Genomic DNA, 16172 nt, shown 5'->3' on the forward strand with positions numbered 1-16172 from the left:
GGTGCACGCTTGGTTGTCACTAATCGGCAATAATATTCATGGCGCCTGGTCAGCAATACACGCTCATAATTTGTTGTTTTTTCTTTAATTTGAGATATAAAGTCTTTGACCGTTAACCAATCCTCAGAGTCTGCAAATTTAAGGCTTTTCCCCTGTCTAACTCGGCACACCCAGAACCATCCAAATGAGTCAATTGTTTCAAACCATTCACAATGAAATCCAGCATCCATAATCACAATTACCTTGCGATCAGTTGGTATACAATGAGCTAGTTCTTTTAAAAAATCTTGCGTTTGTTCCTTCAGCTCTCCTTCTTTAAATACTTTTCGATATAAAGGTAAGGTTCGTCCTTTTGTTGCTACCTCAGCGCTGAGCATCTGAATTGCTCTATCATCCTTCATAAAGCAAACATCAATAACAATGGGTGGTTTGGTGTCCTGAGATAAATAGGTGAAAACATAGCCTGATAATGCTCTATAAAGACTACCTAACTCTTCATGTAAGTTTTTATTACCTTCTAAGCGGTCTACTTTTTTTATTTTATGTTTTATATCACTCGGCCCTTGGAGTGAGCGACCTATTTGACTCAACGACAAATTTTGACTGTCCCTTAGCGCCATCGAAACGTCTAATACCGCATTAATTCGATTTTCATGAATAAATGGACATCCTTCAACTAAGGCATTAAATAATAGCTTTTCAGTAAACATTTTCTATCTACATCTGTAAAAAATGCCTATTTGATCACTAAGGCATCCAACCTGCAACTCTTTTATACATTTTCGTGGGGATAAATCAGATCCTGAGCGTAGCGAAGGATCTCAAACCGCTTAGAACTGAGCCAGCTTCAGGAGATCCTTCACTGCGTTCAGGAAGACGTTGAAACGAAAATAGGAAAAGTGCAATATTTTGTAACTCCCCAGGTACGTCATCCTGAGCGTAGCGAAGGATCTCAAACTGCTTAGAACTGAGCCAGCTTCAGGAGATCCTTCACTGCGTTCAGGAAGACGTTGAAACGAAAATAGGAAAAGTGCAATATTTTGTAACTCCCAAGGTACGTCATCCTGAGCGTAGCGAAGGATCTCAACCTGCTCAGAACTGATCCAGATTCAGGAGATCCTTCACTGCGTTCAGGATGACGTTGAAATGAAATAGGAAAAGTGCAATATTTTGTAAATCCGCCAGTACGTCATCCTGAGCGTCATGTACGTCATCCTGAGCGTAGCGAAGGATCTCAAACTGCTTAGAACTGAGCCAGATTCAGGAGATCCTTCACTGCGTTCAGGATGAGGTTGAGATGATTTGATTGAATTAGTATTAGTAAAGGACTAACTAAAGATGTTAACGATTAATCCCGATATCGCAAAAGCAAAGACAATTCCCTCCGAGTTTTATACTTCCCCTGTCTGGTTTGAACTGGCCAAAGAAAAAATCTTTGCTCGCAGCTGGCAGTTTTGCATGGGAATGGAGAATTTGTATTTGGAGCAGCAGCTGGTGCCGTTTACGCTGCTGCAGGGATTTCTTGATGAGCCGCTGCTGTTCTCGAGAGATGAGCAGGGCCGCTTAAATTGCCTGAGTAATGTCTGCACTCATCGAGGGAAAATTTTAATAGAGCAACCCTGCAGCGCTCAGAAAATAAAATGCGCCTATCATGGTCGGCGGTTTAATCTATGCGGGAAATTTTTACACATGCCTGAGTTTGAACAGACACAGGATTTTCCTTCTGAAAAAGATGATTTAACGCAGGTTCCTTTTGCCTGTTTTGATCCATTTATTTTTGCTTCTTTAAATCCACTAATTCCATTTGAAAGCGTCATCGCTGAAATCAGGGATCGATTATTCTGGCTACCCATGGAAAAAATGCGTCTAGATGTGAATCGTTCGCGTGATTATCTGGTTAAAGCGAATTGGGCGCTTTATTGCGAAAATTATCTGGAAGCTTTACATATACCATTCGTACATCATTCACTAAGAAAAGCTATAGATTGTACGACTTATACCACCGAAATTTATCCCTATTGCAATTTGCAACTGGCTTTGGCCTCGCAGGGGGAAATCAGTTTTGAATTGCCTGAAAATGCTGTTGACTATGGAAAGGAAGTCGCTGCTTACTATTACTGGATTTTTCCAAACACCATGTTGAACTTTTATCCCTGGGGATGCTCTGTAAATGTGGTTAAGCCGATTAATCCCGGCTTGAGTAAAGTCTCTTTTCTAACTTATGTTCTGGATGAATCCAAATTAGGGCTGGGTGCGGGTGGTGAACTGGATAAAGTGGAGCGAGAAGATGAGGCGGTAGTTGAATCAGTGCAAAAAGGAATCCGCTCGCGTTTTTATGATAGCGGACGGTTTTCTCCAACCAAAGAGCAGGGTACGCATCATTTCCAGCAGCTACTTTGTCAGTTTTTGAATAATTAATCAGTTTTTGTTTTTGATTCTAAAAGGATTTGGAATGAACAATACACAAGAGGGTCATAGTTTACACCGTAAACTGAATGCGCGTGTACTCAGTATGATTACTCTGGGCGGTTCTATTGGAACAGGAATTTTTCTTGGAAGCGGCAATGCCCTGTCGCTTGCAGGTCCAGGCGGAACCCTGTTTGCTTATCTTCTCATAGGTTGTATGGTGTATTTTCTGATGACGAGCCTTGGTGAAATGGCGGCTTTTATGCCCACCTCCGGCTCGTTTTATGTGTATGCAACACGCTTTGTCGATCCTTCGCTGGGTTATGCCCTCGGTTGGAATTACTGGTATAGCTGGGCAGTTTCTATTGCCTCTGAAATAGCTGCTTCCGCCATCATTATGCAATACTGGTTTCCACAGAGTTCCTCCTTAATATGGTGTTCACTGTTTCTCTCTCTGGTGATTGGTTTCAATGCGATTTCCAGCAAAGCATTTGGTGAGGCGGAATACTGGTTTTCTTTTATCAAGATTGCAGTAATCATTCTATTCATTGTTGCAGGTTTAGGCATGATCACCGGATTAACAGCCTATGAACCTGTGGGTTTCAAAAACTGGCATATTGGAGATGCGCCTTTTCATGGCGGTGTCTTTGGCGTTTTTGCTGCCATTATGGTGGCTGGATTTTCTTTTCAGGGTACGGAGTTAATTGGCATTGCTGCAGGAGAAAGTCAGAATCCCGAGAAAAATGTTCCCAAAGCAATTCAATTGATTTTCTGGCGTATTCTGCTGTTTTTTGTTCTCTCACTACTGATTATCAGTTTATTAATTCCTTATACTTCGCCTCAGTTGATTGAAAGCAGTGTGTTAATGAGTCCCTTTACTCTGGTGTTCAAGCATTATGGCTTTGCCGCAAGTTTCATGAATATTGTCATTTTAATAGCCATTTTATCGACGGCAAATTCAGGAATTTACGTGGCAAGCCGTATGTTCTGGTTTTTGGCAAAACAAGGGCATATACCTTCTGTGTTCAGCCGGGTTAATCGCAGGGGAGTGCCCATGGCAGCACTAATCGCCACAGCCGGTGTCGCATTGCTGGCTTTCTTTTCGTCTTTTTTTGGAAATGGACGCGTTTATTTATGGTTACTGAATGCCGGCAGTCTGGCTGGGTTTATCGCCTGGATGGGAATTGCAGTGAGTCATTATCGTTTCCGAAAGGCTTATCTTCTAAAAGGCTATGAGCTTAAAAACCTGCCCTACAAGGCCAAGGCCTATCCCTATGCGCCGTTGCTGGCGTTTATGCTTTGCCTTATTGTTATTGGCGGCCAAAATTATAAAGCGTTTTCTGCTTCACCTGTTGACTGGTATGGCTTGCTGATTTCCTATATTGGCCTGCCTTTGTTTATTGCTGTGTGGCTAATCCATAAATGGTTTAGAAAAACAAAGTGGGTAAAACTTAAGGACTGTTCTTTTGCTTTGGATTAGCATTTTTCTGTGATTAAAGGATAATAGGAGAAAAAGGAAGCGACCCATCATGACTGGAAAATCAGCAGCCGGGATTCTTTGGCAAACTTATTTGCAGCAGTTAAGCGACATATGGACTTTTGGTATTGAAAATGATTTTAAACTGTTTTTAAGCCCATTGTTCATGCGCCTGAAGCTTGGCAGTCTTTTCAATCTGCAGGAGCATTATTATATTCAGGGCTTTATTCGGTTAATCAGATCGCTCCCGGAAGCAGCACAAAAAGGCTTTCTCGAAAACATCGCATTGGATGATTTACAGTTATTTGATATCCATTGGCAGCCGAATGTTATTGTGCTGACTTATTTGGAAGAGCCCAATCTGAATGCGATGGCCGAATATATTGTTCGTTACAAACAGTTGCTTGCAGAGACTAAACTGTTGCGCGATGAGATATTCGTCCTGGAGCAGGCTTTGGAATTATCCCCGGATAATTTATTGTATCGAGCGCAATTGAAGCAAAAAGGTCGCCTGCTTGAAACCCATTTTCAAATGCCCACGGATTCAGTGCTGACGTCCATCCAAAATGCCAAAGGAAGCCCAATCTTTTCTGCGGTGACTCCTTTGGCCGAGAGGGCGATTAATACGGATTGTGTTTTAAAGCCTGGCTGAGCCGTAACAAGCCGGCCACTGGAAGTAATATCCAGAGCGCCATTTTTTTTGTACAATTTCAGTAACTCCTCAGGTACGTCATCCTGAACGCAGTGAAGGATCTCCTGAATCTGGCTCAACTCCAGGCAGCTTGAGATCCTTCGCTACGCTCAGGATGACGTACCTGGGAGTTACCAATTTCAGCTAATCTATTCGTGGAATTTTCTATATGTCGTATATTCAATCAACCGCTCATTTTGAGACCATTTCTGACTTTCTGCGTTTTGGTTACAGCGAGGCGAGCAAATCAGGGCTTTATTATGGTCATGGAACCGATAACGCCTGGGACGAAATATTCTGGCTGGTTACCGCCAGCCTTCACCTTCCGATTTCTGTAGACAGGCAGCTTCTGTCTGCCCGTCTGACCTCAGCCGAGAAAGAAATGCTGGCTGAGCGTTTAGCCAAACGTATTATTGAGCGTATTCCGGTTGCTTATTTAATCCAGGAAGCTCTTTTCTGCGGTTTGCCTTTTTTTGTAGATGAGAGGGTTCTGATTCCACGTTCTCCAATTGCTGAATTAATTAATCATCAGTTTTCACCCTGGATTGATGCGAATCAGGTGCATCGAGTACTCGATCTCTGTACTGGCAGCGCCTGCATTGCTATTGCCTGTGGCTATGTGTTTCCTGATGCTCAGATTAACGCAGTCGATTTGTCTTCTGAAGCTCTGGAAGTTGCCAGAATAAATCGTCAAAAACATGAAATGGAAGAGCAGCTGCAACTGATACAGTCTGATTGCTGGGAAAAAGTACCGGCTGTGCGCTATGACATTATTGTTTCCAATCCGCCCTATGTTGGATCTCAGGAAATGGCCACACTGCCTGAGGAATATCGCCATGAGCCGGAAATGGCGCTGGAATGTGAAGAAAATGGGCTGGCCATTGTTGAAAAAATTATGGCAAATGCCCATCATTACCTGACTGAGCATGGTATTCTGGTTGTTGAAGTGGGGAATAGCGAAGAGGCTTTAATTGAAGCCTATCCTGATTTGGATTTCATATGGCTCGATTTTGAGCATGGGGGGCATGGTGTTTTCCTGCTGACTGCCCAGCAATTAAAATCATATTTTGGAAAACAAGGCGAATGAGCGGCAATACATTTGGAACGCTTTTTAAGGTGACCACTTTTGGTGAAAGCCACGGGCCGGCACTGGGCTGTATCGTGGACGGCTGCCCTCCCGGCTTAATGTTGTCGGAAGCGCTGATACAGCCCTTTTTGGATAAGCGAAAACCTGGTCAGTCAAAATACACCACCCAGCGTCGGGAAAGCGATACGGTGCAGATTTTGTCGGGTGTGTTTGAAGGAAAAACTACCGGCACACCCATCGCGTTAGTCATTCACAATACCGACCAACGTTCAAGAGATTATAATGATATCAAGGACTTGTTTCGGCCAGGTCATGCCGATTTCACCTATCATCATAAATATGGGCATCGCGACTATCGCGGAGGCGGTCGTTCTTCGGCGAGAGAAACAGTGGCGCGTGTTGCTGCAGGGGCAATCGCCCGATTATATCTGAAACAGTTTGCTAACATTGATATCGTCGGTTTTTTGCAGCAAATGGGTAAAATTGAATTGGAATTTGTCGATGAAAGCGCTATCGGGCAAAATCCTTTTTTCTGCCCAAATCATCATCAGCCCGCAGAGCTGGCAAATTATATTGATGATTTAAGACGGCAGGGCGATTCGGTAGGTGCTCGAGTAACTGTTATTGGCAGGAATATTCCTGTGGGTCTTGGCGATCCTGTTTTTGATAAACTGGATGCAACCCTTGCCTTTGCAATGATGTCTATTAATGCGGTCAAGGGCGTAGAAATAGGCGCTGGATTTCAATCAGTCACTCAGCAAGGCAGCGAACATCGTGACCAAATGAGCAAAGAGGGTTTTTTAACAAATAATGCCGGCGGCATACTGGGAGGAATTTCCACAGGACAGGAGCTTAAAGTCAGTATGGCTTTAAAACCTACCTCCAGTATTGTCAAACCCGGACTAACCATTAATACACATGGCGAAGAAGTGACTGTGGTGACAAAAGGCCGCCATGATCCCTGTGTCGGGATTCGTGCGGTTCCAATCGCAGAAGCAATGATGGCGTTGGTGCTAATGGACCATTTCTTACGGCATCGTGCTCAAAACAGTCAGTAATAATCGATACAATTAACGGGGTAAAGTATGAGCAGGCGATTAAATATAGCGGTAGTAGGAGCCACAGGGGCTGTCGGAGAAACCTTATTAGCTGTACTGGAAGAGCGTGATTTTCCAGTGGATAATCTTTATCCCTTAGCCAGCGAGCGCTCGGTCGGAAAAACGGTTCAATTTAATGGTCAAACGCTCGATGTGCTTGATTTGGCGCATTTTAATTTTCATGATGTGGACATTGCGTTATTCTCAGCGGGCGGCAGTGTTTCCAAACATTATGCGCCGATCGCCGCAGAAGCTGGCTGCATTGTCATCGATAACACCTCCTGCTTTCGTTACGAAGACGATATTCCTTTAGTCGTTCCTGAAGTAAATCCAGAACGCATCAGGGATTACCAAAATCGAAATATTATCGCCAACCCCAATTGCTCCACCATTCAGATGGTTGTAGCCCTGAAACCTTTACATGATGCAGTGGGAATTTCCCGTATTAACGTGGCAACGTATCAGGCAGTTTCTGGAACCGGAAAAAAAGCGGTCTCAGAACTGATTGAGCAGGTAGGAGAGCTGCTTAACGGCCGTCCGCCCAAAAGCTCAGTCTATCCCCAGCAAATCGCTTTTAATGTGCTGCCGCATATCGATGAATTTCAGGAAAATGGCTACACCAGAGAAGAGATGAAAATGGTTTGGGAAACCAGGAAAATCATGGAAGATGATAGTATTCTTGTCAACCCGACAACTGTGCGAGTTCCTGTTTTATATGGTCATTCAGAAGCAATACATCTCGAACTCAAAGCACCCTTATCGGTAGAAAAGGCAAGAGAACTACTGAAAAAAGCGCCCGGCGTGGTCTTGGTCGACGATCGGGAAAAACTGAAATACCCAACGCCGATAACTCATGCGATCGGTCGCGATGAAGTATTTGTAGGACGTATCAGACAGGATATCACCCATCCGAATGGGCTTAATATGTGGGTTGTTGCTGATAATATCCGAAAAGGTGCTGCCAGCAATGCGGTTCAGATTGCTGAAATTTTACAAAGAGAGTATTTGTAATCGAAAAGACTTGAATTTGAAACAAAAGGCCCAAATATAAACAAACGGGAGTTTTTATATAGCCAGTACCTGTCTGAAAATTTTGAGAGTGTTCATCAAACTGTGTCATGTCACGTCATCTCGAACACAGTGAGAGATCTCCAAATCTTGGTTTGTGCCAGCATTCGGAGATCTCTCACTGTGTTCGAGATGACGGCGTGCTGTGAGTAATGACACAGTTTAATGAACATTCTCAGAGCTGACTGCGTTTTCAGAGATGTGTAAATACTAATGCATGAAAGGCGGTACCCGGTTGAAAAAGTTTAATAGTCAGGTTTGAATAACCTATACTTTTATTAGTTTCTTAATGTAGGCAACGAAAATGTCATTGCTCAAGAGGCGGACAAAACAACCAAAAGATTTTGTAATCACCCAGCATCCCCGGGATCAAACCATGAATGCCGGGTACAGAGCCACGTTTTCGGCTGTGGCACAATCGGAGTCGTCCGCTGTTTTTGTTCAATGGCAAATCAGCAGAGATCAGGGAAAAAGCTGGCTTAATATTCATAATGCCAATCACAATACCTATACCACAGAGCGGTTGACCCCGACTGCAAGTGGTAATCTTTATCGTGCGGTTTTTTCTGACGGAAAAAAATTAACACTGGCCTCTGATGCTGCTCGATTGACGGTTATTGATGTATTGAACCGCGGCAGGGCGAGGGGGCTCCCAGGTGTCGATATTCCTGATCGCTCAGATCAGAGTTCGTATCTGGTTGATGAAAACCGTTCCACTGAGCGTAAACGGCGTTTACTCGAACAGGATGGACATCGCAGGCTGGCGAGAGTTCATGCACGCGAACACAATGACGAGGAAGTGAACAGAAGCCCGGAAGGTGAGTTGCAGAACTCGATCATGCAGCATCCCCTATTGGCTGATCAGCGCTATGATGGCTATGATCCAAATGTTAACCCTGAACCGCCGCTGAATTCGGAGGCGCGTCGGGAATTTGATAATGAAAAGCGTAAACAGGAACAGGAAAAACAATTGCGATTGGGTAATATGCCCAAGTTCACCGCACCAAGACCGAGTCCTAATTAATGACCATTGCAAATGATATTATTAGCGGCCGCATGCCTGACTTTGAGTTCTATCTGCGACAGGGCGAATCTCTTGATGATATAGACGAGTATGGGTTTACGCCTTTAATCGAATGCGCAGTCGCCAAACGGCCTGAAATTGCAGCTCAGCTGCTCGGCAGAGGAGTCAATGTTAATAAGCCGGACGTCACTGGACGGACTCCTTTGCATTGGGCGGTAGACAATAATGATTTGAATATGACGCGTCTATTGCTGGAACATCGGGCCAATCCAAACGCCTATACTAACGCCGGGTTGTCTATTCTGGTCTACCCGGTTTTACGCAGTCAGGACAGTTTAAAGCAGATTCTTTATCAACATGGCGCAAGACTTGATTTTGCCCTTGATTTTATTTTGGGTAAATTGCTGGGGCATCGTTTTGAATTGCAGGGGGATGTAGATATTGTCAATGCCGATAATGAATTCGTCGAGCTTGATTATGAAGGCTTCATTCTGGAATTCACTGTCGCTATTCTGAAGGATTCGCTGCGACGCTTTATCAGTTCCTATTCAACCCGGCATTTGCGGGGCTATTTTCCTTTGTTGTACACCATTATGGATGGCTTTAGTGCCGCTGCTGAGCTGTTGCAGCTACAGCATCAACCAGTATTCACCGAGCAGCATTTTGCGCATCTGAATAACTTACTTAAGTCACCCATTCTCATTCTTCCGGCTGCGAGCCGCGGGCATGCACTGGGATTTGTACGCTATAAAAACTGGTGGGCTAAAATTGACCGGGGTGAAAACAGTTTAAAGGAAGGCTCTGTTAATATATACCGTTTAGGGCGGCCTGATGCGGTTAATCTGCCTTTTTTAAGGGAGTTTCTTTATAAAAAGCAACCGCGCAGTTTCTTTCATCAAACTATTAATCAACTACTGGGATTGAGCCCTGTTCTGCAAATGCCAATCAGTTCCCAAATCACCGGTAACTGCTCCTGGGCCAATATACAGGCTATCGTGCCTGTGGCTTATGCACTGCAGGAACTGGAGGAAAATAAGCATTTTTCAGTGGATACAGCGCTGGCTTTATATGATACCTGGGTTGAGTGGGATAAAGACAGAGCATTAGATGATGCAATCCACCGCTTTTACCGTGCAAACAGTCTAAGGCAGGCCAGTATCTGTTCCATGTTGGCGGCAGTACTTTATCAGTCCTGCGACTATAGCAATCCACATCATTTGATGCGGGCTGAAAAAATTCTGACCCTGCTAACCCTCCCGGATTATTATTATATCTTAAGAAGCTATCTGGAAGAGTATTGCATCACCCGTCTGACCCGGCGTGGCAATAACCTGCTAAAAATACTCGATGACTGCGGTATTAATCCGAATATCGGTGTAACGCCGATTGCGACTGGTTTAAAAGAGAGAAAATAGCAGATTCATTGATTTTAACTGCTAATTTTGTTTTTATTGAGCCTTTCGTTCAAACAAGAATGTCTATGTTTAAACAATTGTACCGTTATTTATTCCGCTGGGAGTCTTTAACTAAAGAAGAAATACTTGAAGCTGACCGTTTTTTTGCCTCTTATTCTAGAAACTCAGGTTTTAAAGGCTATATCTATGCTTTAAATGTTGATTTATATAAAACGCTTTACCCGGATTCACAGGATAGGGGCTATGCGCATGTAGCCAGCGATTCTCATCTCCAGGTTATGTTTGGCTTGCTCAATCAGCAACACTCTTACTTTAAAGAAATTTCGTATAGTTTATTCAATGCCTTTAAAAGCTATTATTTTCTTTTTGAGACGCTTCAGATCAATGAAAAGCCTCAGGAAAAAGTCGATTCCTTCAGATATGCCTACAATGTATTACTATGTTTTGGCTGGCATATCGAAACCACGCTTGATTGTCTGGACAGGAAGTGTGTAACCCAGGGAAGCTGGCAGTCTTTTTTAAATTATATCCCACCGAAATCAGACATCATTGAAATTGAGCACTGGCAACGCCTTTTCTTTGAGGATTTTATAGCCACCAGGCGATTGTTTCATCTGGCTGCGGTGATCGAGAAAGCGCTTGGCAGACCTCCTTTAAATATTGACGAAGCGCGCACTACAGCAAAGGCATTGCGATATGTGTCTCAGGCAGCACATCCAGAATTTGCGGCGTTTTGTGTTGAACACTTTGTGCCGGAATCCGTGTATGAGTTATGCATTAGTGCAAATCAGGAAAATATCCGTCAGGGCTTTCAAGATATCTTAAGCCATTTTAATGAAGAGCAGCTCCTCGAAATGATTGAAGTAGCGCCAATAGCCAACCTGAATATCGCAACGATCGAATTCCTGTTGAGGAGTCTGCAAACAGAGAATGGACAGATAAAATGTCTGAGACGTTTCGAGTCGAAAATTAGCAAAATTCAAAATGAATACGAATTTTTTAAATTGCTGGATGTTCTTGGAAGCGCAAAGGCTCAGCGGGAGATAGTAACTATCGCTTCTGCGGAAAAACTGCGCGTCTATCTTGATAGTTTCTACACATTGGAAATGTATCTTAAATCCATAAAACCTGAGTTTATTCCAGACTTCCTGTCAACGATTGTTGGCCAGGAGAAGTTAAATGTTCTGGTTTCGCAAGAGTTTCATTATGATAAATTGCTAAAATTTCTCAAGCCCTTGGAAATCCACCATCTCGAATTTCTGCAAACTCTGTTTAGCATTGAAAAGTTACGCCTTTTTGCAAAATCAAGCTCATCTCTGGCTGTGCAATTAAGCGCGCTCCCGCTGGATTGCCATTTGGAGTATTTGAAAGATGTTGTAGGAGCAGAGCAATTAAGAACTGTGGTCAGTCAAAACTATTGTACGTTGGCCACTTTGCTTAATCCAGTGAAAGATATTCACAGGAAAAGCATGCTGTTTGATATTTTTGGGGAAGAGGAAGTACAGGCTACCATCAAATCTTATGGTGATCTGCGCGCCAGACAAACCATCGAATCTCTAATTCACCCCGAGCACCGTAAAGAGTTCAGGAAGCGACTGATTAATGCCGTTGAAAAAGATGCAAAAGACTGGGTCAAAAGGCAACGCCAGATAATTATAAATCATCCATTTAAAGTAGGTTTGTGGGGTATGGGGGGCGGTGGTGTCAATATTACTCTTCCCGATAAAACTCAAAAGCGAGTACCTGGAACAATTGGAAAACTATGGGAATATTCATGCAATGCCCAGGAAAAAAAAATCTCTTATGCCGATGCTCGCACGAATATGGAGCTTTGCCTGAACCAAAGTAAAAAGAAAAATGACTGGATAACTTTTTTCTCCAGAGGAAAGGAAACGAAAAGATATTATAAACAGGAGACCGCGGCTTTGGACGAAAATCCAAAAAATGAGTTTTCAAGCTGAGATTTCTGTTATGATGTTTATTTATATTTAATTTATAAACGTGCTATCACAACCCTGTGAAATATTAGCCGGCGTTGGCCCCGCGCTGGCCGGCAAATTGCAAAACTGCGGGATTAATACCATCGCTGATTTAATCTTTCATCTGCCTTTCCGTTATCAGGACAGAACGCGGGTGACTGCTATTTGTGATTTAAGACCTGATGATCACGCCGTTATTATGGGACGTATTTGCAAAACAGAAGTTAAGTACGGCAAACGGATGATGCTTTATTGCTATGTGGAAGACAAAACGGCAGTCATCAAACTTCGATTTTTTCATTTTAACAAAAACCAGGTCAAGGCATTGCAGCCAGGCCATTTACTGCGTGCTTTTGGTGAAGTCAAGGAATTCTCTCATCAGCTGGAAATGATCCATCCCGAATATCGATTATTAGAAGATGAACAGGATATGCGGGTGGAGGAGACCTTAACGCCGATTTACCCGGGCACAGAAGGTTTAAGCCAGAGCCGTCTTCGCCAATTAGTGAAATTAGCGCTTGCCGCCAGTCAGCCAGTTTTGCAGGATCTGGAATGGATGACCGAGCAGCAGTTGAGGAGTCTGAATTTTTCTTCAATTCACGAATCTTTAATGCTTTTACACCAGCCGCCTCCGGATATTGCTCTCTCCTTGCTGGAGGAGGGCAAGCACCCGGCCATGCAGCGACTGGCTTTTGAGGAGTTATTGGCGCAGCGCCTAAGCATGCAATTCGCCAGGCTGCACCGCAATCATTTATCGGCTCCCTGTTTCAAGGATAAAAGGGATTTGAAAGCACAGTTTATTGCCAATCTTCCCTATCCGCTGACGTCTGCTCAGTTAAGGGTTGATTCTGAAATAAGCGCAGATCTTGTAATGGAAAAACCCATGCTTCGGCTAGTCCAGGGGGATGTCGGCTGCGGGAAGACCACTGTAGCGGCTTTAGCCAGCTTACATGCTATTGAGAATGGTTATCAGGCCGCTTTTATGGCGCCGACCGACTTACTTAGTGAGCAGCATTTTTTTAATTTTCAACGCTGGTTTGAGCCTTTGGGAATTCATTGCCTTCGTCTTAGCGGAAAAATGAAGCTTAAAGAGCGTCGGGAAACTTTGCAAAAGCTGCATTCAAATGATGGCCACCTGCTCATTGGAACGCATGCACTGTTTCAGGAACAGGTGGAGTTTGCCAAACTGGGTCTGGTCATTATTGATGAGCAGCATCGTTTTGGTGTTGAACAACGCTTGTCACTGCAGCAAAAAGGGCGGATTGATTCACTTATTCCTCATCAACTATTAATGACGGCAACCCCCATTCCAAGAACCCTGGCGATGACTCAGTTTGCTCATCTTGATATTTCCATTATTGATGAATTACCCCCTGGACGCATGCCCGTACAAACTGTGGTAATCAGTCAGGAGAAGCGTGACTCTATCATTGAACGGCTTGAGACAGCCCTCGCCAGTGGAGCACAGGCTTACTGGGTTTGTACTTTGATTGAAGAATCAGAAAAACTTCAGTGTATGGCAGCGACTGTGACTGCTGAGAATTTGCAGGCCCAATTGCCTTCGGCGCGAGTGGGTCTTGTTCATGGCCGAATGAAAGCCGTAGAAAAAGAAGCCACAATGGCTGCTTTTAAACAGGGTGAAATTGATTTGCTAGTGGCGACTACGGTGATTGAAGTGGGTGTAGACGTTCCCAATGCCAGTGTGATGATCATTGAAAACGCCGAGCGGCTGGGGCTTTCCCAGTTACACCAGCTTCGAGGCAGGGTAGGGCGGGGTAATAGTCAGTCCTTTTGCCTGTTAATTTATCAGTCACCTCTCTCCCAGTCAGGAAGCGAACGTTTGCGGGTGATGAAGTCCACCAATGATGGATTTATCATCGCAGAAAAAGATTTACAACTTCGCGGCAGCGGTGAAATCCTGGGAACCCGGCAAACCGGATACCGGCAATTCAAAATCGCTAATCTGCAGCGCGATGCGGCTTTGCTGCCGCAGGTTGCAGAAGCCGCCAGACAATTGCTGCAGGAATCGGTTGATACTGCTGAGCAAATTGCGACACGATGGTTAGGGAATTTTAAAGAATTTATTCACAGTTGAGTTTTATAAATTTTTTGTAACCCCTTACGTCATCCTGAACGCAGTGAAGGATCTCAAACTGCTAAGAACTGAGCCAGATTCAGGAGATCCTTCACTGCGTTCAGGATGACGTTGAGAGTTACAATTTTTTTATGATTTAGAAGCTTTTGCTTTGCTGCGGGAGCTATTAGAATGAGCCGAATATCAAAGGAGTGACCAATACATGAATCGAACTGTGTCGTTCGCCGCAGGTTTAATTATGGTATGGATAATCGGTTATTTACTGATTGTCGGCAGAAGTCTCATTATTCCACTGGTTGTCGCTATTTTTATCTGGCACTTATTAAATACAATTTATGTTTTTGTAAAAAAAATACCAGGTGTTGAAGGGCGGGTTCCTGACTGGCTAAGCAAGATTCTTGCGTTTCTCGCCGTCGCCTTATTGATTAAAGTATTGGTGGATATTATTGGGAATAATGTCAGCGATGTCATTCAGGCCTCATCGCGTTATCAGGAAAACCTGATGGCTATTTTTAATAAAATAGATGATTATTTTAATATAAAAATCATGGCCAAATTTGATAGTTTCGTAAAAAGCCTCAGCATCCAGGAGATCATGGTCAATATATATGGTGTGTTCAGTTCAGTGACCAGTTCGGCGGTATTAATTATTTTATATGTCGTTTTTTTATTTGTGGAGCAGCATTATTTTGAGCAAAAATTAAATGCCATGATTAAGGAGTCGAATAATCGTCAGCTGGTTAATAACATTTTGGGGCATATTGTTAAAGATACTCAAACCTATCTCGGTCTAAAAACCTTAATTAGTCTGGTCACCGCGCTGACCAGTTGGATTATTATGAAAATAGTGGGTTTGGATTTTGCAGAATTCTGGGCCTTGCTCATCTTTTTCCTCAATTTTATTCCTAATATAGGTGCAATTATTGCCACTCTGTTTCCGGCTTTACTGGCGCTGATACAGTTCGATAACTGGTTACCCTTTATTATCGTCTCAATAGGATTAACCACTATCCAATTTATCATTGGCAATATCATTGAGCCGCGTTTTTTGAGCAAATCACTAAATTTAAGCCCTCTGGTAATTTTATTTGCCTTGGCATTATGGGGTGCGATGTGGGGAATTCTGGGGATGTTTCTTTCAGTACCTATTACGGTAATGATGATGATTATATTCGCGCATTTTGACAAGACTAGACCGATTGCTATTATGTTGTCCCAGGACGGATATATACAAAAAGCCTACGAAACCATGCCGGAAAAAGCCCGCTTGCTTTGAAGCCCCCACGCCATTCCTTAGCCTGACGGCTATGCCACGTCATCCCGAGCTGATTTATCCCCACGAAAATGAGTAAAAGAGTTGCAGATTGAGAGACATAATGATCAAATAGACATTTTTTACTGGTATAGATAGAAAATGTTCGCTGAAAAGCTATTATTTAATGCCTTAGTTGAAGGATGTCCATTTATTCATGAAAATCGAATTAATGCGGTATTAGACGTTTCGATGGCGCTAAGGGACAGTCAAAATTTGTCGTTGAGTCAAATAGGTCGCTCACTCCAAGGGCCGAGTGATATAAAACATAAAATAAAAAAAGTAGACCGCTTAGAAGGTAATAAAAATTTACATGAAGAGTTAGGTAGTCTTTATAGAGCATTATCAGGCTATGTTTTCACCTATTTATCTCAAGACACCAAACCACCCATTGTTATTGATGTTTGCTTTATGAAAGATGATAGAGCAATTCAGATGCTCAGCGCTGAGGTAGCAACAAAAGGACGAACCTTACCTTTATATCGAAAAGTATTTAAAGAAGGAGAGCTGAAGGAACAAAC

12 protein-coding genes and 1 pseudogene are annotated in these 16172 nt (G+C 43.3%); 12 read left to right on the forward strand and 1 reads right to left on the reverse strand.

Features of this window, described 5'->3' with window-relative positions:
- Positions 1-710, reverse strand: a 710-nt coding sequence (locus tag E1O89_RS15140; protein ID WP_165483180.1) for a transposase, incomplete at its 3' end; no start/stop codon positions are given.
- 628 nt (positions 711-1338) lie between these two features.
- Between E1O89_RS15140 and E1O89_RS15145 the strand changes: the two genes are divergently transcribed.
- From E1O89_RS15145 to E1O89_RS15200, 12 genes and pseudogenes are all read left to right on the forward strand, one after another.
- Entirely contained in the window at positions 1339-2418 is a 1080-nt protein-coding gene (locus tag E1O89_RS15145; protein WP_133140888.1) for an SRPBCC family protein, read from the forward strand.
- 34 nt (positions 2419-2452) lie between these two features.
- On the forward strand, positions 2453-3886 hold the full coding sequence (locus tag E1O89_RS15150) for an amino acid permease (RefSeq protein WP_133140889.1): 1434 nt from the start codon (positions 2453-2455) through the stop codon (positions 3884-3886).
- A 49-nt stretch (positions 3887-3935) separates the two neighbouring features.
- Complete coding sequence (locus tag E1O89_RS15155; RefSeq protein WP_133140890.1) at positions 3936-4535, forward strand: hypothetical protein; 600 nt, start codon at positions 3936-3938, stop codon at positions 4533-4535.
- Positions 4536-4743: 208 nt separating this feature from the next.
- Positions 4744-5661 (forward strand): 50S ribosomal protein L3 N(5)-glutamine methyltransferase, encoded by a 918-nt coding sequence (gene prmB, locus E1O89_RS15160; protein ID WP_133140891.1) that lies wholly within the window; start codon positions 4744-4746, stop codon positions 5659-5661.
- Entirely contained in the window at positions 5658-6719 is a 1062-nt protein-coding gene (gene aroC / locus E1O89_RS15165; RefSeq protein WP_133140892.1) for a chorismate synthase, read from the forward strand. Before prmB ends, aroC begins: the two co-directional genes overlap by 4 nt.
- A gap of 27 nt (positions 6720-6746) precedes the next feature.
- A complete protein-coding gene (locus tag E1O89_RS15170) occupies positions 6747-7769 on the forward strand; it encodes an aspartate-semialdehyde dehydrogenase (RefSeq protein ID WP_133140893.1) in 1023 nt (340 codons plus the stop codon).
- Positions 7770-8202: 433 nt separating this feature from the next.
- Complete coding sequence (locus tag E1O89_RS15175; protein ID WP_133140894.1) at positions 8203-8850, forward strand: hypothetical protein; 648 nt, start codon at positions 8203-8205, stop codon at positions 8848-8850.
- The gene (gene ankH, locus E1O89_RS15180) at positions 8850-10265 is read left to right on the forward strand and encodes a Dot/Icm T4SS effector AnkH/LegA3 (RefSeq protein WP_133140895.1); all 1416 of its coding nucleotides are present in this window, start codon (positions 8850-8852) and stop codon (positions 10263-10265) included. Before E1O89_RS15175 ends, ankH begins: the two co-directional genes overlap by 1 nt.
- Positions 10266-10330: 65 nt before the next feature.
- Positions 10331-12226 (forward strand): hypothetical protein, encoded by a 1896-nt coding sequence (locus tag E1O89_RS15185; protein WP_133140896.1) that lies wholly within the window; start codon positions 10331-10333, stop codon positions 12224-12226.
- A 40-nt stretch (positions 12227-12266) separates the two neighbouring features.
- Positions 12267-14339 carry an ATP-dependent DNA helicase RecG gene (gene recG, locus E1O89_RS15190; RefSeq protein WP_133140897.1) on the forward strand — a complete coding sequence of 691 codons (2073 nt, stop codon included), beginning with the start codon at positions 12267-12269 and terminating at the stop codon, positions 14337-14339.
- Positions 14340-14541: 202 nt separating this feature from the next.
- Positions 14542-15615, forward strand: coding sequence for an AI-2E family transporter (locus E1O89_RS15195; RefSeq protein ID WP_133140898.1), 1074 nt, complete (start codon positions 14542-14544; stop codon positions 15613-15615).
- Positions 15616-15753: 138 nt separating this feature from the next.
- A pseudogene (locus E1O89_RS15200) lies at positions 15754-16172 on the forward strand (hypothetical protein); the annotation flags it as partial.

This window comes from Legionella genomosp. 1, from assembly GCF_900640215.1.
Taxonomy (GTDB): domain Bacteria; phylum Pseudomonadota; class Gammaproteobacteria; order Legionellales; family Legionellaceae; genus Legionella_C; species Legionella_C quinlivanii_A.

Excerpts from the sequence above, each read along its gene's own strand:
- E1O89_RS15155 (WP_133140890.1), top strand. The coding sequence starts at position 3,936 with ATGACTGGAAAATCAGCAGCCGGGATTCTTTGGCAAACTTATTTGCAG.
- E1O89_RS15185 (WP_133140896.1), top strand. The coding sequence starts at position 10,331 with ATGTTTAAACAATTGTACCGTTATTTATTCCGCTGGGAGTCTTTAACT.
- E1O89_RS15175 (WP_133140894.1), top strand. The coding sequence starts at position 8,203 with ATGAATGCCGGGTACAGAGCCACGTTTTCGGCTGTGGCACAATCGGAG.
- E1O89_RS15195 (WP_133140898.1), top strand. The coding sequence starts at position 14,542 with ATGAATCGAACTGTGTCGTTCGCCGCAGGTTTAATTATGGTATGGATA.
- aroC (WP_133140892.1), top strand. The coding sequence starts at position 5,658 with ATGAGCGGCAATACATTTGGAACGCTTTTTAAGGTGACCACTTTTGGT.
- E1O89_RS15170 (WP_133140893.1), top strand. The coding sequence starts at position 6,747 with ATGAGCAGGCGATTAAATATAGCGGTAGTAGGAGCCACAGGGGCTGTC.
- ankH (WP_133140895.1), top strand. The coding sequence starts at position 8,850 with ATGACCATTGCAAATGATATTATTAGCGGCCGCATGCCTGACTTTGAG.
- E1O89_RS15150 (WP_133140889.1), top strand. The coding sequence starts at position 2,453 with ATGAACAATACACAAGAGGGTCATAGTTTACACCGTAAACTGAATGCG.
- prmB (WP_133140891.1), top strand. The coding sequence starts at position 4,744 with ATGTCGTATATTCAATCAACCGCTCATTTTGAGACCATTTCTGACTTT.
- E1O89_RS15145 (WP_133140888.1), top strand. The coding sequence starts at position 1,339 with ATGTTAACGATTAATCCCGATATCGCAAAAGCAAAGACAATTCCCTCC.